Origin of the sequence: Paenibacillus sp. FSL K6-1558 (assembly GCF_038002565.1) — a bacterium.
Taxonomy (GTDB): domain Bacteria; phylum Bacillota; class Bacilli; order Paenibacillales; family Paenibacillaceae; genus Paenibacillus; species Paenibacillus polysaccharolyticus.
Genome location: NZ_JBBOCV010000002.1, coordinates 13672 through 38366, shown reverse-complemented (window position 1 = coordinate 38366; position 24695 = coordinate 13672). Strand labels below are relative to the sequence as shown.

At 44.1% G+C, this 24695-nt stretch carries 23 protein-coding genes; 21 read left to right on the top strand and 2 right to left on the bottom strand.

The window, feature by feature from the left end; genetic code table 11:
* Window positions 1-44: 44 nt before the first annotated feature.
* Both MHI38_RS27825 and MHI38_RS27820 read right to left on the bottom strand, forming a co-directional pair.
* Window positions 45-470, bottom strand: a complete 426-nt coding sequence (locus MHI38_RS27825) for a hypothetical protein (protein ID WP_221791238.1) — start codon at window positions 468-470, stop codon at window positions 45-47.
* A 210-nt stretch (window positions 471-680) separates the two neighbouring features.
* Entirely contained in the window at window positions 681-1970 is a 1290-nt protein-coding gene (locus MHI38_RS27820; RefSeq protein WP_090920758.1) for a Gfo/Idh/MocA family oxidoreductase, read from the bottom strand.
* Between the two features lie 125 nt (window positions 1971-2095).
* Between MHI38_RS27820 and MHI38_RS27815 the strand changes: the two genes are divergently transcribed.
* From MHI38_RS27815 to MHI38_RS27715, 21 genes are all read left to right on the top strand, one after another.
* The gene (locus MHI38_RS27815; RefSeq protein WP_341181963.1) at window positions 2096-2977 is read left to right on the top strand and encodes an AraC family transcriptional regulator; all 882 of its coding nucleotides are present in this window, start codon (window positions 2096-2098) and stop codon (window positions 2975-2977) included.
* Window positions 2978-3059: 82 nt separating this feature from the next.
* On the top strand, window positions 3060-3518 hold the full coding sequence (locus MHI38_RS27810; protein ID WP_154886218.1) for a RidA family protein: 459 nt from the start codon (window positions 3060-3062) through the stop codon (window positions 3516-3518).
* A gap of 4 nt (window positions 3519-3522) precedes the next feature.
* Window positions 3523-4110, top strand: a complete 588-nt coding sequence (locus MHI38_RS27805) for a GNAT family N-acetyltransferase (RefSeq protein WP_154886217.1) — start codon at window positions 3523-3525, stop codon at window positions 4108-4110.
* A gap of 37 nt (window positions 4111-4147) precedes the next feature.
* Window positions 4148-4981: a phosphotransferase family protein gene (locus MHI38_RS27800; RefSeq protein WP_341181962.1), complete on the top strand. Its 834-nt coding sequence runs from the start codon at window positions 4148-4150 to the stop codon at window positions 4979-4981.
* 22 nt (window positions 4982-5003) lie between these two features.
* Window positions 5004-7163, top strand: a complete 2160-nt coding sequence (locus MHI38_RS27795; protein WP_154887351.1) for a class I SAM-dependent methyltransferase — start codon at window positions 5004-5006, stop codon at window positions 7161-7163.
* Window positions 7160-7738 carry a histidine phosphatase family protein gene (locus MHI38_RS27790; protein ID WP_154886215.1) on the top strand — a complete coding sequence of 193 codons (579 nt, stop codon included), beginning with the start codon at window positions 7160-7162 and terminating at the stop codon, window positions 7736-7738. The genes MHI38_RS27795 and MHI38_RS27790 overlap by 4 nt, the downstream gene beginning before the upstream one ends.
* Before the next feature lie 5 nt (window positions 7739-7743).
* Window positions 7744-8433: a 3'-5' exonuclease gene (locus MHI38_RS27785; RefSeq protein WP_186809539.1), complete on the top strand. Its 690-nt coding sequence runs from the start codon at window positions 7744-7746 to the stop codon at window positions 8431-8433.
* The gene (locus MHI38_RS27780) at window positions 8430-8789 is read left to right on the top strand and encodes a hypothetical protein (RefSeq protein WP_154886213.1); all 360 of its coding nucleotides are present in this window, start codon (window positions 8430-8432) and stop codon (window positions 8787-8789) included. Before MHI38_RS27785 ends, MHI38_RS27780 begins: the two co-directional genes overlap by 4 nt.
* A complete protein-coding gene (locus MHI38_RS27775) occupies window positions 8746-9201 on the top strand; it encodes a putative metallopeptidase (RefSeq protein ID WP_251503213.1) in 456 nt (151 codons plus the stop codon). The genes MHI38_RS27780 and MHI38_RS27775 overlap by 44 nt, the downstream gene beginning before the upstream one ends.
* A gap of 180 nt (window positions 9202-9381) precedes the next feature.
* Entirely contained in the window at window positions 9382-10695 is a 1314-nt protein-coding gene (locus tag MHI38_RS27770; protein WP_308721926.1) for an RES family NAD+ phosphorylase, read from the top strand.
* 318 nt (window positions 10696-11013) lie between these two features.
* Window positions 11014-11268, top strand: coding sequence for a hypothetical protein (locus tag MHI38_RS27765; RefSeq protein WP_154886210.1), 255 nt, complete (start codon window positions 11014-11016; stop codon window positions 11266-11268).
* 114 nt (window positions 11269-11382) lie between these two features.
* Window positions 11383-12003, top strand: coding sequence for an SH3 domain-containing protein (locus MHI38_RS27760; RefSeq protein ID WP_251503216.1), 621 nt, complete (start codon window positions 11383-11385; stop codon window positions 12001-12003).
* A gap of 45 nt (window positions 12004-12048) precedes the next feature.
* Window positions 12049-12792 carry a hypothetical protein gene (locus MHI38_RS27755; RefSeq protein ID WP_154886208.1) on the top strand — a complete coding sequence of 248 codons (744 nt, stop codon included), beginning with the start codon at window positions 12049-12051 and terminating at the stop codon, window positions 12790-12792.
* Between the two features lie 365 nt (window positions 12793-13157).
* Entirely contained in the window at window positions 13158-13595 is a 438-nt protein-coding gene (locus MHI38_RS27750) for an Imm8 family immunity protein (protein ID WP_154886207.1), read from the top strand.
* 222 nt (window positions 13596-13817) lie between these two features.
* Window positions 13818-14804: an ABC transporter substrate-binding protein gene (locus MHI38_RS27745; RefSeq protein ID WP_090920731.1), complete on the top strand. Its 987-nt coding sequence runs from the start codon at window positions 13818-13820 to the stop codon at window positions 14802-14804.
* 134 nt (window positions 14805-14938) lie between these two features.
* The gene (locus tag MHI38_RS27740) at window positions 14939-16582 is read left to right on the top strand and encodes an AraC family transcriptional regulator (RefSeq protein WP_341181961.1); all 1644 of its coding nucleotides are present in this window, start codon (window positions 14939-14941) and stop codon (window positions 16580-16582) included.
* A 294-nt stretch (window positions 16583-16876) separates the two neighbouring features.
* Complete coding sequence (locus MHI38_RS27735; protein ID WP_154886204.1) at window positions 16877-17953, top strand: fibronectin type III domain-containing protein; 1077 nt, start codon at window positions 16877-16879, stop codon at window positions 17951-17953.
* Window positions 17954-18163: 210 nt separating this feature from the next.
* Window positions 18164-20323: a putative PEP-binding protein gene (locus tag MHI38_RS27730; protein ID WP_341181960.1), complete on the top strand. Its 2160-nt coding sequence runs from the start codon at window positions 18164-18166 to the stop codon at window positions 20321-20323.
* A 251-nt stretch (window positions 20324-20574) separates the two neighbouring features.
* Window positions 20575-22518 carry an LTA synthase family protein gene (locus MHI38_RS27725; protein WP_154886202.1) on the top strand — a complete coding sequence of 648 codons (1944 nt, stop codon included), beginning with the start codon at window positions 20575-20577 and terminating at the stop codon, window positions 22516-22518.
* Between the two features lie 280 nt (window positions 22519-22798).
* Window positions 22799-23806 (top strand): LLM class flavin-dependent oxidoreductase, encoded by a 1008-nt coding sequence (locus MHI38_RS27720; RefSeq protein WP_308721922.1) that lies wholly within the window; start codon window positions 22799-22801, stop codon window positions 23804-23806.
* Window positions 23807-23947: 141 nt separating this feature from the next.
* Complete coding sequence (locus MHI38_RS27715) at window positions 23948-24694, top strand: metallophosphoesterase family protein (protein WP_308721921.1); 747 nt, start codon at window positions 23948-23950, stop codon at window positions 24692-24694.
* Window position 24695 lies beyond the last annotated feature (1 nt).

Genomic DNA, 24695 nt, shown 5'->3' with positions numbered 1-24695 from the left:
TGTTTAGTCATCTAACTGGGGTAGCTCTTTCAGCTCGTTCTGATCTATCTACGACGAATACAACCACGTTTCCGCTTCAAGGTTCGCTTGCTAGGGCGATAGATGGACTCCACGCTGGAAAGCGGAAACAGAATACGTGAAGGAACTCTGCCTTTGCCTTGTACCTCAATATAATTGAGTCCAACGCCAACCAGTCTAATATTTCGGAATGCATTGCGGGAAGGAAATGTTGTACGAATGCCAACCCGTATCCCTCGCTGTGTACGTGGAATGTTGAACACACGAATGGAATTCAGGCTAAGCGGAATAAATAATTGATGATTGATTTTGACAAAATTACGAGGGAATACCCGACGGATGCGTCCAGGCTCCAGACCGGAACGCGGGGCGTTAAGCTCAGCAAGATGTCCCTGGAATTGGGCCAACCGTTGCTGGAGTGTTTTGCCTGTACGAAGATGCTGCCAGCTCATAATTTATCCTCCGTTCATCATTTATACCTAGTATATGAACGGAGCAAGGAGGAAGGTGAATACTTGACAGCCCATGTTGATGCCGGGGTGCAACGTACGTGAGATGTACGATGGGATGTGAAATAGAATGTGCAATGAAATGAAAATCAGAAAAGGCATCAGATTAAAGATACAAGGTCTCTAATCCGATGCCTTTATCCGTGCAATTTATTAGAATTGCACCAGAGTATCCACTTTAACGGGAAGGCCTGTTGCAATCGCACGATTGGCTGCAATGCCTGTCAAAATCGAGCGGGCGCCATCCACATGATTGGCTGCACGATGGAACGGATCTTCTGATGGTGCGCCGAACAGATCATTGAGCAGTACAGGGTCTCCTCCGCCATGGCCGCCTTCCTTTTCCTCGACTTCAACGTCATAAGGTGAGCCGAACATCGGAAGTACACGCAGTGTTTTGCCAATCAAAGCGCCTTCCTTGCTTTTGTCACCCAGGGAATTGACGTAGGATTGTTCGATAATGCTCATTTCGATACGGCCTTTAGTGCCGTTGATCGCAATGCGGTAACCTTCCCACGGCTGATAAGCAACAAGGGAGTACGTCAAGATTGCCTTGTTCCGATATTGGACAAGAACACCCATCGTATCTTCAATGTTGATTCCTTCACCAAATACACTTTGATCCCGCTGGTATCCATCTTCAGTCTCGGCATCCAGATACATCGATTTCAGGTGGTCATCAGAATCCAGATGCAGTGCAAATGGATCATCCTGTGCGAGCGGATTACCTGTAGCACGGTTGTAGAATTGAGTAACCCCGCGATCCTCGGCATTTTCTCTGCCGTAGAACATCAAATCTCCAAACGCAAAGACAGTATCTGGCTGTGAGCCAATCCAGAAGTTTACGAGATCGAAGTGATGCGTCGATTTGTGAACCAGCAGACCTCCACTATTACGCTTATCCCGGTGCCAGCGGCGGAAATAGTCCGCACCGTGACGGGTATTCAGTAGCCATTCGAAATGCACAGAAGTCACTTTGCCGATGGTATCGTTCAGAATAAGCTCGCGTATTTTCGTGTGATGCGGTGCATAACGATAGTTGAATGTCACGCGTACGTTCTGTCCGGTACGTTTCACAGCATCCAGAATGTCCTGACATTTCTCTTCATTGATAGTCATCGGTTTCTCCGTAACAACGTCACAGCCGAGTTCCATTGCTCGAATGATGTATTTATGGTGAGTCCGATCCACGCTTGTCACGATAACGTAGTCGGGCTTCTCGTTCTCAATCATCTGGTCAAACTGATCTGCCAGGTATGTAGGCACCTCAGCATAGTTATATTTTTCTCGCAGCAACTTATTCGCATAGTTCATACGTACTTGATTGATATCACAAAAGCCGACAAGTTCGGAAGTTGCGCTAAAATCCCGGGTCAAAGCACCATAGAAAAATTCAGCACGACCACCAGTTCCGACTAATACATAACGTTTTTTGTTCCCCACGTATATCGCCTCCTTGAATGTAGGTTTAGACTATAACAAAGGAGCACTTCTTTCACCGCATTTTATGCGTAACCGCTTTCAAATGCCGCATATTTTGCTATAATTGTGAAAAAGGAGAGAGTAACATGACCGAAGCCATTCGTGCAGATTATCATGATGCAACGGATTTATTACATATGGAATACGATCGCCGGATCGGATATTACTCTATGCCTAATGATCATTTTCATGACCATTATGAGTTGTATTATTTGCTTTCTGGGGAGCGCATTTATTTTATCAAAGATCGTTCGTATCTGGTCAAAGCAGGTGACTTGGTATTTGTAGACCGCAATACAGTGCACAAAACACTGGAAAGTGGAATGCCGGACCACGAACGAATTGTGCTGTACCTGCAACCTGAACTGTTTGCCGCTATGGCGGTCACGAGTGAGCTCACAGAAGGGTTAACGGAGCCCTTTCGCTGGGACATACCGATTGTGAGATTCCCCGCTCAGGTCGCCAAGGTGACAGAAGAGATTGTGGCAGAAATGGTCCGAGAAATGCGTAATCCCGATGAGGGGAGTGGAATGTTGCTACGTCACCGTACGCTGGAGCTGTTGCTACACACGTACCGTCACCGTCATCTAGCACGTACACAGTCGGATGATCAGGACCCTGTCCTTCACCCCAAGATTCAGGTCGTTGTCCGTTATCTGAATGAGAATTATCAGAATCCGGTTACGCTGCCGGAGGTGGCAGACAAGTTTAGGATTAGTCCTCATTATCTAAGCCGGTTGTTCAAACAAACGACGGGTTTTACATTTAGCGATTATCTGAATTTACTGCGAGTGAAGGAGGCCCAGCGATTACTGCGTGAGAGTGAAGAGTCGGTGACCGATATTGCTTTGCTGGCGGGATTCGGCAATTTTTCGCATTTTGGCAAGATGTTCAAACGCTCGGTTCAGATGTCGCCAAGAACTTACAGGCAGGAGTACAATGGACGGGATGGAATTAAAAAAACATAAACAACAATTAACTGATGAGTTAACTATAGTGAGGTAGGGAAAGAATTCAACGAATGCATGACTAAAATAGAGAAGGAGCCTGATGATGAACATAATCGAAGCCAGACTACAGGAACTAGGAATCACGCTACCGCAATCCAGTTCTCCTGCGGGGAAATATGCGAATGCTGTCATTGTAAATGGCATGATGTATGTATCAGGAAAAGGACCGGCTACGGATGAACGCGGCAAGCTTGGCGTGGAATTTACGACAGAACAGGGATATGATTTTGCCCGGAATGCAGGACTTGAGGTGCTCGCAGTTGTTCGGGATGTGCTAGGTTCGCTTGATCGAGTTAAAAGGGTAGTTAAAGTGCAGGGCTTCATCAACGCTTCGGCTTCCTATCAGGAACATCATAAGGTACTGAATGGGTTCTCGGATCTGATGCTTGACGTTTTTGGAGAAGAACAGGGAATGCACGCCCGGTCTGTTCTTGGGGCCGTTTCTGTCAGAGATCAGCTACCGCTAATTATTGATTCGATCTTTCAGGTGGAGGAATAGATTTATGACAGATTATGGTGCGGTTGATCCCGTGATGCTTGAATTTCCGGAGAGCTTTGATACGGAACGTCTTACGATTCGCTCACCGCAGTGGGGTGATGGCGCTGATGTTAATGAAGCGATTCGGGAAAGTGTGAAAGAGCTGCGGCCGTGGTTACCTTTTGCAGAGAACATTCCTACATTAGAGGAGTCAGAAGCTTCTGTACGTAAAGCCAGACTACAATTTTTGGAACGCAGTGACCTCATGTTACACTTACGCGATAAAGCTACAGATGAGTTTGTGGGCAGTAGCGGTCTACACCGGATGGACTGGAGTGCACGCTCTTTCGAGATTGGTTACTGGGTGCGGACCTCCCGGTCGGGCGAAGGTTTGGTTGCAGAGGCTGTGCGGGGGATCGAACAGTTTGCCATAGTACATCTGCAGGCCAATCGGCTTGAAATTCGTTGTGATGCCCGAAATGTTCGCAGTGCCAGTGTAGCTAAACGGCTCGGTTACACACAAGAAGGAATATTGCGCAGGATAAAACGAGATCGCACAGATGCATGGGTAGATATGATCATTTTTTCCAAAGTCAGAGGCATTGAGTTTTGATTAGCAAAAAATCTCACGTACTCAGGGGGATAAGCAGATGAAGCTGATTGGACAAGGAAGAACGGCGGAGATTTACCATTATGCAGATGATCTTATTTTAAAATTATACCGGACAGGGTTCTCAGGAGAAGCGGTACAGAATGAATATCGCATGAGTCAGTGGGTATATGAAAAGGGGTTGCCCGTTCCTCGTGCTGTGAAACAAATGCATCATGCTACACGTACGGGTATTCTATTTGAGCGGTTTGAGGGAACAACATTGTTATCGCTGATGATTCAGCAACCGGAATTGCTGGAACATCTATCCTACATCATGGCGGCAACTCATTATAAAGTGCACATGGTACAGGATGAGGGTAACTTATTGCCTTCTCAGAAAAAGATTCTGGAGCACGCGATGCTGCGCGTATCGCTCTTCTCCGATCTTGAACACGAACGACTGATTCACTATTTGTCCGTATTGCCTGAACAACGGGCGATTTGCCATGGTGATTATCATCCTGATAATGTAATGCTAAGCAAGGACGGAGAACAACATTGTGTCATAGACTGGATGACTGGCATGGCAGGTGATCCTGCGGGTGATGTGGCCAGGACATGGGTAATATTAAAGAGCGGCAAGCTGCCAGACGATGCGGAACCTGCTATTCAGGAAGGATTCGAGCAAGCTCGAAATTTGATATTGGAGCAGTATATAGCACATTACATCGCTCTTTCCGGGATCAAACGTGGGCAGAGCGATGCCTGGATGTTACCTGTTGCTGCGGCACGTTTGGACGAAAGCTTGCCTTTCTCGGAAGAGGAGTATCTCCTTCAGTTTGTGCGGGACAGACTGCGCTTGCTGGATGAAAAGGATCATACAACATCATGAAAATAAAGAGGGTGGAGAATCCATGCTGCACGCGCTGGAAGTGATTCAACGTTATAAATCAGGAAAGACCCAACAACAACATTTGCAAAAAGAACAACAAGAGCCGCAATGGCTGCAATGGTTAGTCGCGGCGGAGAAGCCGCGAATTAATCTGGAGCGCATTCACTCCATTGCCGAGCTTCAGAAGACAAATGCGGTATTGGATTACACCGAGCGTACACTTCGCATGCTGGATGGAATGCAGCTTTCGTTCTGGATTCGGGAACTGCTGGAAGAGGTGCTGTCCTGGTCGGAAACGGCAAAAGGGGGTTCACTGGAACAGCGCAGAACGTGGCAACAGCAGGGCATTAACCTGTTTGTACATAATATTGGCTCGGCTCAGCTATATCATCGATATACTACAGAGCAAGAAAATGGACTGGAATCGGCAGCCTCGCCGAGACAGGAGATCATTCGTATTTTAATATCAACACATGGACTGATTGGGCAATACATACGGGGGGAAATTCCGTACGCTGAGAATACACCGTTGCGTGCTTTGATTTCTGAAGGCTGGGTTACTGGTGGTGAACTTCGTATTCTGTTAATGGCTCTGAACCAATGTATTATTGGAGCGGTTGATTCTGGTCTTTGGGAGCAGGTTCAGGATGAAGTAGAGCAAATTGTGGACTGGATTGTGTCAGGAACGGAACATACAGATTGGAGCGTGAAGGAGCGATTATCTCGCCTAAGAAGTAATTCAATCCGGCAAGGTGAGGCGATGGATGAAACGTATGCCAAGCTGAAACAACAGTTTCCTGTGGAGCAACAACTGTCTGCTCTTGCTTCACGTACATTGTGGTATGTGGAGTCAGCCATGCGGGATTTTTCGTTGGAAGAGATGGTCAAGGTGTTTTTACTTGCACTTCATAGCGAAGAGTGGGAGAAGGAAATAGAGGGGCATTCAAAGGACTCTTCATTGAACTCTATACGTCATATCAGCTTTGAACCGTTAATGAACACGATGTATTACGACTATAAGGGTGTCAAAAAGCTGAATATTTACAAGAAACGTATGATTGAAAAATATCTGGAGCAGTATTCATGGGAACAGATTACCGCTGGCGAGCAGTTGCCTTATCCGCATCTGGGGCATCGGATTGAGCGGTATCCCGATCTGCCCGATACGTTGTTTGTAACCTTTGAATTCTCGCCTGCGGCCGAAAAATTGATTGCTTTTTGCATTGAAGCAGAGAAATCTCCGTTGTACGAACAGGCGGTACTGCTTTTATTTGATCTGTTTGGCCTGCGACGGGATGCGTATGATCGGTTCCACAACGAGGAGACGTACCTTTCGGATATGAATAGCTCGGGAGACTACAAAAAAGTGCTACTCGACTATATGGTGGGCAAACGTGTACTTGATATCGGCCCGGGTGGCGGTGTGTTGCTGGATTTGATTGAGCAGGAGAAGCCCGAGGTTGAAGCGATCGGCATCGATATTTCGGCCAACGTGATCGAAGCGCTGGAACGCAAGAAGCAACGGGAGTCTCATCGCTGGCATGTGATGAAAGGGGATGCGCTGCAACTGGATCAGTATGTGGAGCCGGGAACAGTGGATACGGTGATCTTTTCCTCTATCCTGCATGAGTTGTATTCATATATTGAGCGTCACGGGCGCAGATTTAATACAGATACGGTGGCGGCTGCGCTGCAAAGTGCTTTTCAGGTGCTCTCGCCGGGCGGAAGAATCCTTATTCGAGATGGTATTATGAGCGAACCGGAGTCACAGAAACGACGAATTCGATTCATTGAGCCGGATGGATTGAGCAGGCTGGAACGTTATGCAACTGACTTTAAAGGGCGCGGGATCAGTTACGAGCGTCTATCCGATGATGAGGTGATTATGCCAATTAATGATGCGATGGAGTTTTTGTACACGTATACTTGGGGGGAGGAAGCCTATGTGCATGAAGTTCAGGAGCAGTTTGGTATATTCACACCGCAAGCTTATGAGAAATGCATACGCGACACGTTAGGGGAGCAAGCGGATATCATCATGCTACGTCATTTCCTGCAAGAAGGGTATACTGAAGCTTTGGCAGATCGGATTATTTTTATGGATGAGAAGGGTAAACCTGTATCCTTGCCTGACAGCACCTGTCTGATTGTGATCGAGAAGAAGGGCGGAGTAGATGCATGAGCGCAGAAGCTTACACAAGCTTGTATTTTGTGCGACATGCAGAATCCAGGTTCATCGAAGGTCAAGAGCGCGAACGTGGACTGACTGAACAAGGGAATTTGGACGCGGAAAAGGTCGCTCAGCTTTTGCACAAAGAGGACATGGAGGTTTTTTGCTCCAGTCCTTATCTTAGGGCTGTGTATACCATTCAGCGTCTGGCTGACTTGTGCGGGAGGTCTGTATTCATTGAGGAAGATTTACGTGAGCGTACGCTGTCTTGTTCCCACGTAAAACATGATGATTTTCATGGAGCTAAGCGGCAGCTGTATCGTGATGCCACCTTTGCTTTTCCAGGTGGAGAGTCTGGTATTCAGGCTCAGAAGAGGGCTATTAACACCATTGAACAAATGTTAGGCGAGCACAGGGGGAAAAAGGTCGTAATCGGTACGCATGGTGATATCATGACCCTTATTTTTCAGCATTATAATCCGAGTTATGGTTTCGATTTCTGGAAGGGCACGACGATGCCGGATATCTACAGGATGGATTTGGATCAAGCTGACAAGATGCTTCAGATTACACGAATGTGGGAGTGAAAGATGTGAAAATCACGTTTTTGCCGGGTACATATACGGTGGACGAGCTAAATGTGACACTGCTACAGGATAGAACATACTGCATATTTGATCTGGAAGGAACAGGTATTGATGTAGCCGTGGAGAGTGTCACTCAGTTTGGTGCAGTACGCTACAAAAGGAGCGAGGGAGCCAGTGGATCCAGTTTCTCTTCTCTGGTTCGGGCATCCAAACCAATTCCGGCATCGGTGGAGAAACTCACTGGTATTACGAATCAAGCGATGTCACAGGCTCCGCTTTTTAAAGAGGTTTACGAGCGATTCTGCAGCTTTATCGGAGATCAAGTGCTCGTGACTCATGCGGGATACGAATATGATCTGCCCATGCTGGAGCGTCATTGTGAAGAATTCGGGTTAACCATGTTTACCAACAAGGTGCTGGATACCAAGGCGATGTTTACATATATTCATCCAGAGGTAACGGACGTTGTTTCAACCGATTTTCTTATCGCATATTACGATCTGAACACAGAAGGCATTCACAGACATGATGCGCTGGCGGATTGTGGCATTATTGCTCGTATCTTCGAATGTGTACTTGAAGAATACGAGGAACGGGGATTAGATCATTTTATAGCAGATTCAAGTAAACACATGAAACGTTTTGTTATACCTGAGATGTATTTGAAGAAGGAAAATGAAGGAGTGACGAAATGAGCAGAAGCAATGTAGACACGTTGTTGCAAGATTTGAAGGAAGGACGCTTGCTTGACAAACGGAATTTTGAAGGACTTGATGTAGATGCGTATCTGGATGAAAGGGATGAACCCCCATTTGCAGATGCGTGGATGCAGGCCTACGAACGTTATGCAGGGGACTCGGTCGTAGCCGAAGATGAAGTGTTGCGACAGATCAGGGAGACAGCATTTAAACGAACACTGGCCTTAACAGGTGAACCGGAGTTAGCGGGATATGTCAGCGATGATTTTGGATTGATCGGTTGTTACTTGTTACAAGGTGGCGAGCAAAATGGGTTTGTGGAACGGTTGTATGAGGGTTACGTTAAGGCATAGGGAATTAAAGTGCTTTTTTAGAGCCGCTATAATAGTATTATCCCCTTTTGTAGACAAGAGAAAAAAGACATCTGTTAAGATGGACTTAATCTTACCAAACAAAGTGTGGGAACACCTAACGGATCAACAGAAAGAGGCGCTAGTCTTTCATGAGCTATGTCATGTTGAAGCATCGGTAGATAAAAATAGAGCCCCCAGAAATTCTTCTAATGATGGACGACCAGTCTTCAGACTATGTAGCCATGATCTAGAGGAATTTAAGCTTGTAGTAGAAAAATACGGGCTTTGGAGACCTGACGCTCAGGATTTTATGGTTTCTGCTAAGAAAGGCGAACAATTAACCATGGATTTCCCTCAGCAAAATCCCAAAAAGGCACCTAGCAGTAATGTAATACATTTACGAGCAAAATAAATCTAATCCATTCAGGGGCATAATGGCAACTAGTTGTGTCCCTTACTTTTTCTTACCCAGCTCCTGCTTCATACCTGTACTCCATTTAGGTATATGTAATAGTGTAGTATCCCGCCCCCAGGTGGTTATAGTACTATAGGAAGGAGAGTATTACCACAAGGTAGAGAGTAGGAGAAGAATATGCCAAATGAGTTATCCGATCTACATGAGCGTACGGTCTGTAGTTGTTGCGCAGAGGACATTTTTAAATTCTTTGAAAAAGTATGGAGGCAGATCAAACTCTACGAACGTTTTGTACAGAACCGTATTGCACTTGTATCCAGAGAGGTGCGTTGCGAAATCTGTAATTATCAAGTATTAGAGAACGAGAAATATCACAGGATTAATGTTGAAGACAAATTTCTTATTCCTATAGCGGATATGTTGTCCGAAGATATTGGTGGATGCGAACATTGCCACGGTAAAGAAATTGAAGATATGTTAAATGAAAACCGCATTGAGTTGCAAGATGAGTATATACCCTATGATCCTGGTGGTTCTTATTATAAGGCGGGCGAGTACATTTCTGACTACGGCGTTCCCGACTCTATATCCCCTTTATTCCTTTCACTGCTAAAGTGCCCCTGCGGCTATGGTAGAGGCCAAGCTGTCAGCTCATCCAACTCTAAAATGAGTTTCTCTAAATATTGTGATTTATATACAAAACAAGAGGTTGAATCCACGTATACTTTTGACATCCAAGAATTCTCCGATTTTGCTGAACAGTACGGAGAAGAGATTAGTCTGAAGGATTTAGAGGCATTTAAAGAAATACTCAGAACGAATCCGATGTTGGCTTATCATCATCAAACTGGTAGAGCGATCTATGAAGTTCTGAAGCAACACTTCCATCACGGAAATATACATATTTTATCAACTGGGCAGACGGATCTGTTTCGTGGAAGGACTAGAGCTGTAGATTCTATTAAGGCATACACATTCGAAGAATTATGGACTGCACCTGTCGGCAAATCTTCACATGGGAGATACAATTTCATTGGGGTGCCTGTTCTATATCTAACGAACTCAAAGGAAGCCATCCCCTATGAAATTAATCCTGCGCATGATCAGCTCATAGATATTGCCACGTTTAAGATTTTGAGAAGAGAACTTCGCTTGTTTAACCTGGGTGAATTTGATCCGAAGTTTCAAGGTTTCTTTAATGAATCGAATGCTGAAACAGATACGAGAGTCAAATCTGCATACCTGCTTCCTAACTATATTGGAGCTTGCTGCAGTCATATTGGCTACGATGGTATTGTCTATTCAGGAGTACACCATGTGGCCGGGTTAGAACCGTATACCAACTATGCGTTGTTTGATATGGATGCAGAATTAGATTTAATCCCCACGTCTCAAACAGTCAGTACGTTTAAACCCATGATACATATTACATTGCAGCATTGTGAACAGAAAGAGCTGAAGGATACTACTGATAATCTAAGTCATGTTTGAGCCAGGATTTTCGTTTTTCTCAAAACTAACTCCATAAAGTTCTACTTCGTTACTTTATTGCATATTATCCTTGTCTCATCATCCTGAATCTGCAGAGATCATAGAATTGCTTAAAAGGAGCAGCACCTATGTACGACAAATTGATATGGGATACCTTAAAACCACTTCTTGTTACTGAAGTTCCATCTATCGCCACTATGATTCTATCCTAGATGAATATATTGAGTCAGGGATTGAAAATATGAAATTCGTTAGAGAATGGTGGGATGTTGAAAAAGTCTATAATGAAATCAAATTATTTGTGAAGAACTAGGAGGTATGGGATACCACATCTTCGAGGATGAAGACGATAAAGAAGATTGGTTAGCGGATTACATGCTTGAGCATCGAACGTGGCCAGAACCTATCATCGTCCTGGATAACTTAAGTTTAACTTCATGGGGAAAACCCTTTCATTTGATGGAAGGGCATCGTAGATTGGATTATTTTAGAGAAGTTTACCAGGAAGAAAGAGATACATTAAAATCACTACACGAAGTTTGGGTTGTGACTCTTAAATCAGACCGGATATAGAGGGTTGCTAGCCCATAAATTCAAATATATGATTTAATATTACAAAATGTAACAAATTAAGCGTGAGGCGGTGGTACAATTTAACTGATTACAAACTGGAAGGAGAATGTAACTGTGCTAAAATGTACTAGTGTATGTGGTAAATTATTCATCTTATTCATCTTTGCAGTTGTCTCGTTCTATATTCCAACAGACAAAGCAGACGCTAGGCTTGTATCGTACAGCAAAAAGGTCAGTGTATGGGATGTAAAAGCTTCAGGTTTGAACATTCGAAGTGGACCCGGTAGCGTGTATCCAGTGATTGCTCAAGTGAGTAAAGGCGCTGATCTCGTAGATTATTGCCCATCTGCAGATTGTGGTCTTACCACTGGTGGTGATTTTGAATGGAGTCGAGTTTATTACCCAAATGCTAGTATTGGGTATTATGCAAACGCTGCTTCAGGATGGGCTGCTATGTATAATACAGTAGGGAATACAGTTTTTAATTTTCATTATACTCACGTAGCTAAAACAAGTAGAGCTACCAGTATGTATACAAGTGATTGTAGCAATTTGAGTGGAATGATCAGACATTTCCCAGAGCAGAATTATTACCTGCAATCATTCGATTCTGAATTAATGGCTTCGCCTTGCAATCCTAATGCTTGGAGGTTGCAAGATCCTCAAGGTGATTCGGATGCACAGGGTTATTTTTATAGCGGATTTGTAAATGGCTGGAACTTAAAAGCGGAATAATGCGTTAAGAAGATATACAGAATAAATAAGAGGAGGATCTGAACTGTGAAGAAAAAATTATGGGTCTCATTGCTGACCATACCACTGGCCTTTGCATCTGTTGGGGGATACATCTATTTCAACCAACCGACCGTCGTAAGTGCGCAGAGTGACGTCGAAAGCGCAGCACAAAAAGCAACTCAAGCAAAAGTGGAGTACATTAAAGAAACGTTGGAAGATGGATCGTACACCGTTCGCTACCGGGATCGCGTCAATTTGACTGAGATTACCGAGGAGTATCGGGATAACAAACTTCACACCAAGTTGATCGTGGAAGATGGCGGGAAGAAGGTCACATCATACGGACGTGATTTTGAGTCTGGTAAATTGGTGGGTAACACCTGGACGATGCCTGAGAATATTGCCGCAGAAAATGAAAAATTGCTTCAAATGTCATTGCTTGAAAATGCAAAGCAAGAGTTACAAAAACAGAATTGGACAGTACTTGAGCCTGAAGGAGCACAGGCTCGTTCACTTGCAGAGAGTAACGAACAGCAAGCTGTTACAGAAGACAATCTCCATAAAGAAATTGTAACGATTGATGTTAAAACGGGCTTACCAACGAAACGTGTAATTTATATGAAAGATAAGAATGGTGAGATTGTCTCAAGTTCAACAAAAACAGAGGAATATAAGTATCTGGATGCTATGCCGATGAAAGTTCAAAGAATGGCTGCTCCTGAAGAATCGGTTGAGATTAAAGAAATTCCAGCACCGGTGATTGAAGACAAAGTGATTGAAGGTTCATAAACTGAAAGTGATCAACAAAAGCCAGCACCAATAACCTAGTGCTGGCTTTTTATTACACACTCAAGAATTTCTGTTAGAGTAGTTTCTAGGAATAAGTAACATCTTCTCGAACAGTTGCGGATCCGTATCTTTAAAGAATTAAACCTGCTTTTGACTCAGTTTGTCTAAAATGCCTTCTTGTTGAGCCATTACAAACATGGAGAGACCTAATAGCTTGGTGGGGAAAAAGGCATTTAAAATCTGATCCGGATATTTGTAATGGATAAGGTGAATAAAGGCATAAGTACTAGATTTTAGGTAACGAATACAAATTATCATTTCTAATAAACTAGCAGATTATTTTTTGATGTAAGAGGTGCACTAATATGATCCAACCCGTACTAAAAGATATTGTCATTACAGGAAACCCCAATATCCATGGCAAATTAGAGTTCACAGAAACAGAAGATATTGGAGATGACTTTTATCTGTCAGGTACCGCTTGCATCGGAACTGAAGATGACACAGGTGCGTATAATTTTGACTTTGGAATAATAACCCCAAAAGCGCTGGAAAGAGAACTTAAAGAGAGCTCAGATATTATAACGGGTGCGAAGTGTTTTATCGTTAGTCGGCTAGATTTTGAATTGATTACTAATAAAATAAATCAAATACTTCTACAGCACGAAGGAGACACATGGGAGGATATTGCCGTAAATCTCGCGCCTTATTTCGATTGCGAATATACCGGTTCAGTACACTTAAATAGTGAGGAAGAGCTTCTTGAGATGATTACAAGACATCAGGAAGAGAGTCTTAATTAAAACACGTGTAGATAAACAGCCCCTGCATTCGTTTGCAGGGGTTATTTTTTATCAAGAATGCTTCGTTTGTATAAAAAAGAGTCTTCAAATGTGTATTGTGACGACACAGCTACATCATGTACAATTCACCTACAGAGTTTTATGAGAATGATTATCATTATAGATTAAAGTATTCTGTTCTCATGATGACATCTACAGATTACACATAGGGGGAAATGCATGATGGTAAGGCTAAGCAAAGTAATTCAAGGGTGGTTGATGTTGTTATTGCTCACTGCAATGGTGATATCCGGTTGTAGCGCAAATACGGAAACGTCAGCACAACAGGGAGAAGCCAAGAATAGTACCTCTGTAGAAACGGAGGCTCCAAACAACGAGACACGTGTTGTGAAGGACGAGTTTGGAGAAGTAACGATCCCTGTCCATCCACAGCGGATTGCGGGTATCTATGTCGAGGACTATCTCAAGGCGCTGGATATTACACCGGTTGTACAGTGGTATCATCCCACTTGGGGAGTACAGGATTATTTGAAGTTAGATGCGCCAAAGTTTGATACAACAGGCAGCATCGAGGCACTTTTGCAATACAACCCGGATCTGATCATTGTGGACGGTGGGGTAGATGCAACACAATACGAACAATATAGCAAAGTAGCCCCAACCTACCGTCTGCCGGAGAGTGTTCTTCAGGACTCCAATCAGGTATTGACGACCATTGCCGATATTGTAGGGCAGCCAGAAAAAGGGGTAGCATTTGAAAAGCAATTCAAACAAAAAATTGCAGATGCGAAAGCAAAATTACAACAAACCATCGGAAATGAGACGGTTGCGGTTGTGAGGTTAAACGTAGCAGACAAAGGATTGGCGTTATTCGGGGTCAAAAATCGGTATACCGGATTTGTTTACTCTGATCTTGGACTCACTCCACATCCACTTGCACGAGATATGAAAGAGTACCAAGAGATTCTGTCCGAAGAGGCGATTCCGAGTCTGGATGCCGATCACATTATCGTGTTTCCTTCGAACGGAACCTGGGATTCCGCAGAAAATCAGGAGGCCATCCACATGTTGGACGGAAAACTGTGGCAGTCGCTTCCGGCAGTTAAAAATAAACATGTCTACATGATGGAAAGGTCTCAGTGGCAGTCCGGAGCAGTCATTGCAAATTCCATGAAGATTGATGATTTGTTGGAAAAGATGACGCCATAACTTGTGAATTGAATAGAGAAAGTTCTTCAGCGTGGGTTGAAGAGCTTTCTTTTTTCGTTTACACTAATTCTAATTGATAACAATTCTCATATAAGGAAGATGGATGCACAATGTACGTTTCAATACAGCACATCATGACCAAGCCATGGCTCTGCTTCTTACAACGGATACAATACGTAGATTATACATTGGAAACAAGCTCAACATATTCAGTTCAGCAAACGGAAGCTCATTCTTTTATTATTGTGGTGCAAGGAAGAGGCGTTCTAACGTATTCTGAGGGCCAAACAAAGCTGGAACCGGGTTCCATATGTTTGGTGCGTGCAGATGTTTCTTTCTCTGTAACAGCTGATGTTGGAGAAGAAGAGGCCTTGACGTTTTATAAAATGGATATGAATTCAATGTTCGAAGACAGCTGTTCGGGTAAGTTAATGCCGATCCAAAACAATCTGGAGAAGCAGGCTATTAACCGTGAAATAAGTTTGGTTACTGACAACATAATATCCGTAATTGAGTTTACATATACCCCTTGGAGTGCTTGTGTGGAGTGTATAGAACAGTTATATCGCCAGCAACATGTTACAGTTGTGCATGACGTGTGGGATGTACAAATCCAGTTCCAACAGTGGTTCCGAGATGTCATTCGTCAAAATGATCCAGAGCTTCAACCGAATCATGATCGGACCTCCCTCCAGCAATCCGTTCAATACATTGAATCGCATTATAATCAGATACTCACAGTGGACGAGCTAGCTTCCCGAGCCGGTCTGTCCAGAACAAGTTATACGCGGCATTTCAAGAGATTGACAGGCCAGCTTCCTCTTGATTATGTGAACCGTGTTCGACTGGAGCGATCCAAACAGCTGTTACAGATAACGGATGATCGTCTGCATGATATTGCGAGTCATGTGGGATTTAACAATGAGTATTATTTTAGTCGCCGCTTCAAGCAATACTCGGGTGTCTCACCAGGCGTGTACCGTCGTCATCACCGCCAGGAGGTGCGTGTGTTTGCTCCTTACTTGGAGGATTTCCTGTTGGCGCTCGGAGTAAAGCCGATATTGCAAGGTTCGCACAGAGCCTGGGGCAAACAACGTTATTTACAGCTGGATGATGTGCCCGAATTTGACGTCAGTCAGCGGGATGCCAAGTTTCAGGCGGAGCATATACCAGAGTTCATCATGCTGGACATGGGATATAAAACATGGAACCTGGATCGATTCGAGCAGGTGGCGCCCGTGTATTATGTACATCAAGAGGGTGAAGATTGGCGTGCCATTTTGAAATCGGCGGCAGACGTGCTTGGCAGAAACAATAGAGTCCAGGACGTTATTGAGTCATATGAAGATAAAGCCATGGAGGCCAAAAAACATCTGCAAGGACGTATGCGCAAAGAATCGGTTGCTTTTCTCCGTGTTTCGGCTTCGGGAATTACACTTTACGGTGATCAATCTGGTTATGTAGGCCCAGTCATCTATCGGGATCTCGGTCTCAACCCTCATGAATATGTGACACAGTGGACACAACATGAGCGGAGAGTCGACATTGGATTAGAGCAATTAAGTCAGCTTTGGGCTGATCATCTACTGATTACCTTTGATACTCGTGACTCTTTAAGTTTCGGAGAGGAACGGCAACTGCTGGATAGAACGGAATGGAGGCAGCTTCCTGCCGTGAAGAGTGGTAATGTTTATGAGGTAGACTTTTTGACGTGGATGAACTACGGTGTGATCTCTCATGGGAATAAAATCGACGATATCTTGCGGTTTATAGGGTAGTATACTAGAGAGAAACAATCTCGAATCAATGAATATAAAGGGTATATAAAATGAAAAAATAAAAGTGAATTTTACTTAGAAAGATGTTATTTAATAGCTGAAAGGTGATAAAGTAAAGAGAATTTATTCTCTTTACTTTATTTAGTGTGAGGTAACATTAAAACTAGCAAACTTCCAATAAAAAAATAAAATACAAAAATTTTGCTTAAATTTATAGATGTGCAAGTTTATGTTTAGACAGAGAAAATGGCTTGATTTAAAGTGAATCCTATACATAACTTTAGGAGGATTCATGTGAAGACAAAATTGTTGAAAAAGGTAAGTTGCATGCTAGGAGCTTTTATTTTTGTAATTGGAATTGCACTTCATTCGAATGCATATGCTGCGGTAGATTACAGTGGTGGATTAATGGATCGAATGGTAATGACGCTTAGTGATACCGAAGAAAAAGGGCCAAAATCTACGAATGCTTTGACGGATAATAATGAATCTACGAGCGCAATTATAGAAAAGTGGAACACACCTTCAACCGCTTTAGACCACGCAGTTGCTATTTTTAATGGAACAGTTAAAGCAAATGCAATCCGTGTAAAAGCAGATTTTGACATTTACGTTGGATTGTTTGATTCCAGTGGAAAGGCAATTTTACCAACATACTGGTTTACAGTAAAAGCGAATCAGGCTGATGGAAGATTGATTTATCTTCCCAAAACTTATACAGGGATAGCAAAAGTTAACTTGTTCAACTACTCTAATTCACGAACCGTAAATGTTTCAGAATTCCAAATGTATAACATTACTCCTCCAAGCCAACCTTTAAATCTCCTTGCAACTCCAGACGGATCATCAATTGGATTAACTTGGAATGAGGTAGAAAAGGCAACAAGTTACACAATTAAAAGGTCAGTGACAATGAATGGACCTTATACAACTGTTGCTACAGGTGTTAATCAAGGCAGCTATACTGATGCAGATATTACTCCAGTTACCACATATTATTATGTGGTAACAGCTGTTAATCCTGTTGGAGAAAGTGTAAGTTCAAACGAAGCTTCAGCATCTATTGAAAGCACTGGCGAAGTTGAACCTACTCCCGAAGAGCCACCATCAACGGAGCAGCCGGAACCAGAGCAACCTTCAAGTAACCGTGCAATTCTTGTGGTTACGATGACTACAGGTTTGGAAAAAGAATTTGATCTAAGTATGAAAGAAGTAAATGATTACATCAATTGGTATGAAACGAAGCAGTCTGGCAGCGGTCGAGCTTCATATGCCATTGATAAGCATAATAATAATAAAGGCCCATTTATAAGCCGAAAAGACTATATTCTGTTTGATCGAATTCTGACATTTGAAGTAAACGAGTACTAAATAAGCGCTCCTTCAGCTCATGCTGAGGGAGTTTTTGCTTTGTACGGAATCAAATTTAACAAAAAAACAGAATAACGTTCACAAAATGTTGAACCTGTAGTCTTTGAAGACGCTCCTGCAACATAACATTAGAGTGAAGGCAGCGCTGTTTTAAGGCCTAACGACGCTGCTAATTAATCACAGCCATGGACGGCAGATGGGAGAGTTGCAATGACTAAACGGGTAATGCTGTTGGGAGAAAGAGGTGCAGACTTGGAAGGACTGACGCATGGTATGGGGGTACCCCTCGCAGAACTGATGCAAGCAGGATGGTCTGTTCCAGCGGGAATGGTCGTTACGACGGATGGCTGTCGCGCATATTGTACCCGTCTTGGTCAACTTTCCGATGAAATCATGGAAGAGCTGGTTAGAGCCATCCGACATCTGGAGCAACAAACGGGTACATCTTTTGGAGGACCGAACCATCCGCTTCTGTTTGATGTGCGATCAGATGAGGCTGGTTCTTCTTCGGTATCAGAAGAATACGCTATATCTTACGTAGGTCTGAATGATGAAACCGCCAAACATCTCGCTCACCAGACAGGCAATCGTTTTTGTGCGCTTCAATGTTATCTCGCCTTACTTCAGCAGTACGGGCAGATAATTTATGGTATTCCTTATAAGATGACACTAGCGAAGCCTTCAGATTCAGAGCCTTATTTTTCAGGAGAAGCGGAGCTTGAATCATTGATTAAAGAATGGAAGGATTTGATTCAGGGGGTCAGTGGAAGTCCTTTTCCACAGGATGTATTTTCTCAACTTCAAGCAGCCGTTCGAGCGGTGTTCTCTTCTGCTAACAAGATGAATCATAGAGCTGGTCTCCTTGAGGATCAAACAAAGGAAGAAGCAATAAAAGGAACAGCAAACGGAGCAACAAGCGGGTCAGCTGTACTTATACAGGCCATGGTACAAGGTAAAGATGTCGATTATATAGGTTCAGGGAAAGTCTACACCCGTAATCCGGCAACGGGGGAACAAGGCATGATAGGAGATTATCTGCCGTCAAGAAGCAAGTCTGGAATGGTGCATGCGCTCTCTTACTTAAAAAGAAATAATTCAAAGCGTTATACAGATCTAGAGATGATCAGTATGGAGCTCGAGAGACGCACAGGAATAGTACTAGAACTCTCCTACGTGGTGAAGTCGGATTCGGTATGCATACAACATGTGCAACCAGCGAGATTAAGTTCTTTGGCTACGATCAGAAACGCAGTCCATTTCGTGGATGAGGGGCTGGTTTCAAAAGAGGAAGCTCTCCTCCAAATGAGATCAGAAGATGTAACAGCGTGTATGCAGCAGGAGCTGCCCGAACTGAAAGTTTTGCTGGAATGGGCTGATGACATAAAAGAGTTATCCATTCTCGCCAAGGTGGAACATGTATCAGAGGCTGGACATGCGCGAGCATGGGATGCAGAGGGAATCGGGTTATGTGTAACCGAGACTATGTTGTTGTCTCCGTCCAGAAAGCCTTATATGCAGAAGATGCTCTTGGCGGATACGGAAGCAGATCGCAGGTGTGGGTTGGAACGATTGCTGCCGATGCAGCAGTCAGATATGGAATGTCTTTTTGAAGTGATGGACGGACGACCGGTGAACATTCAATTATTTGATTTTCCGCTGCAAGAGTTGTTCCAGGATGTAAATGTGCTGGATAAGGATAGTAATGCTTCGGCACTGATTTTATCCCGGATTCATGAAATGCAATTGGAGGCTATTTTCAAGGCAGCGGTCAAGAGTATCCGTAAAGGGCTATGGGTTCGTCCCGAAATCATGATTCCGCATGTGGAGCATGTACAAGAAATTCAAAAAATGAGAGCATTGGTGGATCATGTAGCGGATCAGGTGCTTGGTGAAGAGCGACGCCACTGTATTTATAAGGTAGGGGCTGCAGTTACCTCACAAAACTCTGCAAGGAAAGCAGCACAAATCGCGCGTTATGCAGACTTTATCTCGTTTGATGCAGATACTCTGACACAATCTATATACGGCAACACTCGTGAGGAAACAACTGGGCGAGAGCTAGTGGACGAGGAGACTTTCCAGAGGGAATGTAGTTCTTCTCATACCTTTGATATAGAAGGGGTAGGCCGTTTAGTGGAGATGACAGCTACGCAAGGGCGAATTCGCAAACCACATCTGAAAACATTCATAACCGGTGAACATATACTAGATGCAGCGTCCATTTCGTTTATCCATGATATCAAGTTAGTGGCTGTATGTTGCAGACCCGATCAGATTCCATGGGCTCGAGTTGCAGCAGCGCAGGCAGTCATTCGAGCATCACGCAACCATCAAAGCATGAAGAACGAGGATATATCCACGATTGCCTGAGTCCATCCTCGTCCTTCAATAAAACACATCTGAACCAGTGTGGACGTCTTTATAAGTTGAAAAGAGGGATCAGAAAAATCTGGCGATAATAGCGATTGAAAGGTTATTCTGTCTTTGGAGTGCCCGTGTAAATCATTTTAGTTCTACTTATATAGCATAACCTCAATGGAACAGTGACACGAAAACTGTTATACTGAAATATGCGTTTTGTAAAATGAACGTAAAATTTCAGATAAGGGTTGAAAACGACCATGTTTACATCGACGAATAAAAGCAAGCAGTCAACATCACGGACCTTATTTGCCGTCTTGTTTATTTTAATGCTGCTGAAGTTATCGCTTCTGCGTTATTTCTTCTTCAATGGGTTGTCGGGCGTGGGGCTGTTCACCGATGCTCTCGCTGCGCTTACCATTGTATGCGTGCTGGATTTAATTGTACCGCTGAGCTGGAAGCGCACGGTATACGGGGCGTTTAATGTTTTGTTCTCCCTGATTTTGTTTGCAGCCACGCTATATAATGCACACTTCAGTTCGGTTCCTACGTACACCGCGTTAAGTGAACTGGGGCAGGTTGCTCAGGTCAGAGGAAGTATCGGGCCGCTGGTTCGGCCGCAACACTTTATGTTTTTTGCCGATATTATTCTGGCTATACCGTTCTGGTTGATCAGACGCAGACGTAGCAGAGGGGCTTATCGTAGCAGTTACCAGGAGAGTAGCCTGACATTTGGCAAAAATCGCAGCCGTTACTGGGGCAAACTGGGTGTTGCACTTACAGCGGCGTTCTGCATCGTTTTGTCTGGCAGCTTTATCGTCAAGGGGGAAACGATTGATAACGAGCTGGTACGGGCTGAAAATCTCGGTTTTCTGAACTATCAGGTGTCCTCGGCAATTCTGACGAGCAAGGAAAATGAAGCCATTGCCAATGGCAATATTAACGAAACGATTGCCAAGATTAATGCATTGGTGAGCAAATATCCCTACCAGAACAAAACGGATAACGGTGCATTAGTGAAGGCCAAATATTTTGGTCAAGCAAAAGGCAGTAACTTGATTGTGCTTCAATTGGAATCCTTTCAAAATTTTCCGATTAACGCTTCGCTAAATGGTCAAGAATTAACGCCAGTCTTAAATAATCTTGCAAAAGAAAGCTATTATTTCTCTCATTTCTTCCAACAGATCGGTCAAGGAAATACATCGGATGCGGAGTTTATGTCGAATACGTCCATTTATCCTACAGGAGTTGTACCGATGTCAGCCGGGTATAGTGACCGTGACCTTCCAAGCCTGCCCAAACTGCTGGCGAAAGAAGGATATGAGTCTGAGACATACCACGTCAATGACGTAACTTTTTGGAACCGCAACAAGATGTACCCCGCCCTGGGTTTCACAAGATACTTCGATAAACCGAGCTTTACGAATGATAAATTCAACGATTTTGGGCCATCGGACGAAGAATTGTATCGGGTGGGTGTGGAAAAAATGACTGCGCATCAGGCTGCCAAACAGCCGTTCTATGCTCAGTTCATCACAGCGTCAAGCCATTCGCCGTTTACTGTTCCAGCCGATCGCGCACGTATTGAAATTCCGGCGACGATTACAAACAAACTGTTACATGATTACCTGCAAGCGATCAATTATACAGACTACGCAGTAGGTCAACTGATTGACGAATTGAAGGCCAACGGTTTATGGGATAATACAACGCTTGTGCTCTATGGCGATCACTTTGGACTACCGGAGGAACCAGAGATTACACAGCAGATTCAGGAAAACTTGAATATCCCTTACGATGGAAAAGTAAGCCGATTCAATATTCCGCTGATGATTCATACGCCGAAACAAACGAAAGGGCAAGTGATTGAGCAGCCGGGTGGTCAACTGGATATTCTGCCTACCGTTATGAATCTGATGGGCGTATCGCTGAAGCAAGAGAAGTTCACAGCGTTTGGGCATGATTTGCTCAATATGGATCACAATGCATTCGGTATTCGTTATTACTTGCCAACAGGTTCATTTGTGAATAATGACATCATGTTTATTCCTGGTGCAGGCTTTGACGATGGAACGGCATACTCGCTCAAAACCTATGAGCCAGTCACGAATCTGGAACCGTACCGTTCCGATTACGAACATGTGCTCAGCTTGATGAAGCTGTCTGATGAGTACGTGAAGTTATTACCTAAACGAGCACCTTAATTTAAATGAGTTGAATAGTGCAGTGTCATATTAGTAAGGTGAATAAACAGGCTAGACAAATAAGGTAGACAAGTAAGATAGGCCGAGATAATGTCCTATAACGCAGCCAGCTAAAAACTGGCTGTGTTTTTTTATTTTCTTTTCGATATGTCATGGGGAAAATGAAGAGTAAAGTAATGTAAAGTTTGAAACTGTAATTTTTAATGTTACAATGGACAAGTAAGCAAGAAGGAAAAGCACCTTTATTCTATCACTTCACTGACGAGAGGAATGAATATATATGAAATTGAGTGTACTGGAGCATGGACACATTAGTGAGGGTCGCCATGTACATGATGCCTTGCAGGAAGCTGTAACGTTAGCACAACATGCCGAACAACTAGGTTATTCCCGATTTTGGATGTCCGAGCATCACGGCGGAGGTGCGATGTCCTTTTCAAGCCCGGAAATCATGATTGGCCATGTGGCTGCCCATACGGAGCGTATTCGAGTAGGATCAGGAGGCGTTATGCTGCCGCATTACAGCGCGTATAAAGTGGCGGAAAACTTCCGTTTGCTTGAAGCTTTGCACCCCGGACGTATCGACCTTGGCATTGGGCGTGCACCAGGAGGTATGCCTATTGCCAGTAGGGCATTGAACGAGGGCAAATCATCGAATGTACAGTTTTTTCCGCAACAGATTGCGGATCTTGGTGGTTACTTCCACGAGCAGTTGCCTGAAGATCATCGTTTTGCTTCCCTTGTAGCCGGACCTTCCGTTCCAACGGTACCCGAAGTATGGCTCTTGGGGTCCAGCTCGGAAGGAGCAAGGATTGCCGCGGCGCAAGGGACTGCCTATGCATTTGCCCAGTTCTTTGGAACACCAGGCGGAGAGGAAGCGATGAAACATTATCGTCGCCACTTCAAACCGTCCATTCTAGGCGACAAACCTCACTCCATGATTGCGGTCTCCGCTTTCTGTGCGGATACAGAAGAAGAAGCCGCTGAACTGGCTCGCAGCAATGAGTTATTTTTCCTGCGACTTGGACGCGGACTGGAACAGAAGTCCTTCCCTTCTCTTGAAACAGTGAATAACTACCCATATACAGCGATGGAGCTCGAACAGATTCGTCAGCGCCGCTCATTCTCCATCATTGGCACGCCGGATCAGGTGAAGGACAAAATTATTGCGATGGCTGAACGTCACGAAGCCGATGAAGTGATTATTGCGTCTGCCATCCATTCGTTCGAAGCACGTCTACGTTCTTTCCGTCTGATTGCAGAAGCTTTCGGTCTGAATCAGAACTAAAGCAGGATTATACCTATAGGACCTGGAATATAAGTTTGGATAAGACGGGAACCTTGCTGACTTGGCTGCAGTTGTTGTTGCAGCAGGCAGACAGGGTTCCGGTTTGCATTTTGGGCTCAACCGGAAAGAGAGGAGATTCACTTGCGCAGATGTGTCATCAGTGACATTCACGGTTGTTATGATGAATTCAATGCACTGCTGGAGCAGGTTCATTATGACCCGTCGCAGGATGAGTTGATTTTGCTGGGGGATTATGTAGATCGAGGCCCTAAAAGCAAACAGGTCATTGAGCAGATTATGAAGCTAAGACAAGAGAACCAAATCGTTATTCTCAAGGGAAATCATGATGCCATGATGGTGAAGGCTCTGACCCATGATGTCGAAGAGTACGATTTACACTGGATTCGCAATGGTGGATTACAGACGCTCGCGAGTTATCTACCCGTTTCGTATGATGGTGATCAGATGGACTGGCAGGCGTATGCCCAGGACAAACAATGGATGCGCTCTCATTATGAGCATCATCTGCATTTTCTGGACGAGCTTCCGTTGTCGTATGAAATTCCAGGATACATTTTCGTACACGCGGGCATTAACCCGGATGTACCCGACTGGAGAAACCAGTCCGAACGGGATTTTATCTGGATTCGCGAACCTTTTTATAGCAAACCTACAGCACTTCAGGACATTGTTGTGTTTGGACATACGCCTGTGCAATATTTGCAGGATGAGCCTGGAATCTGGATGGACCCGCGCGGAGACAAAATCGGTATAGACGGTGGATGTGCTTACGGGGCACAATTAAATTTGCTGGAGATTAACGAGGCAGGTCGTTTGCAGACATTCTTTGTGAAAAAAGGATTGAAGACGTTTGATCCTGAGCTGTAGT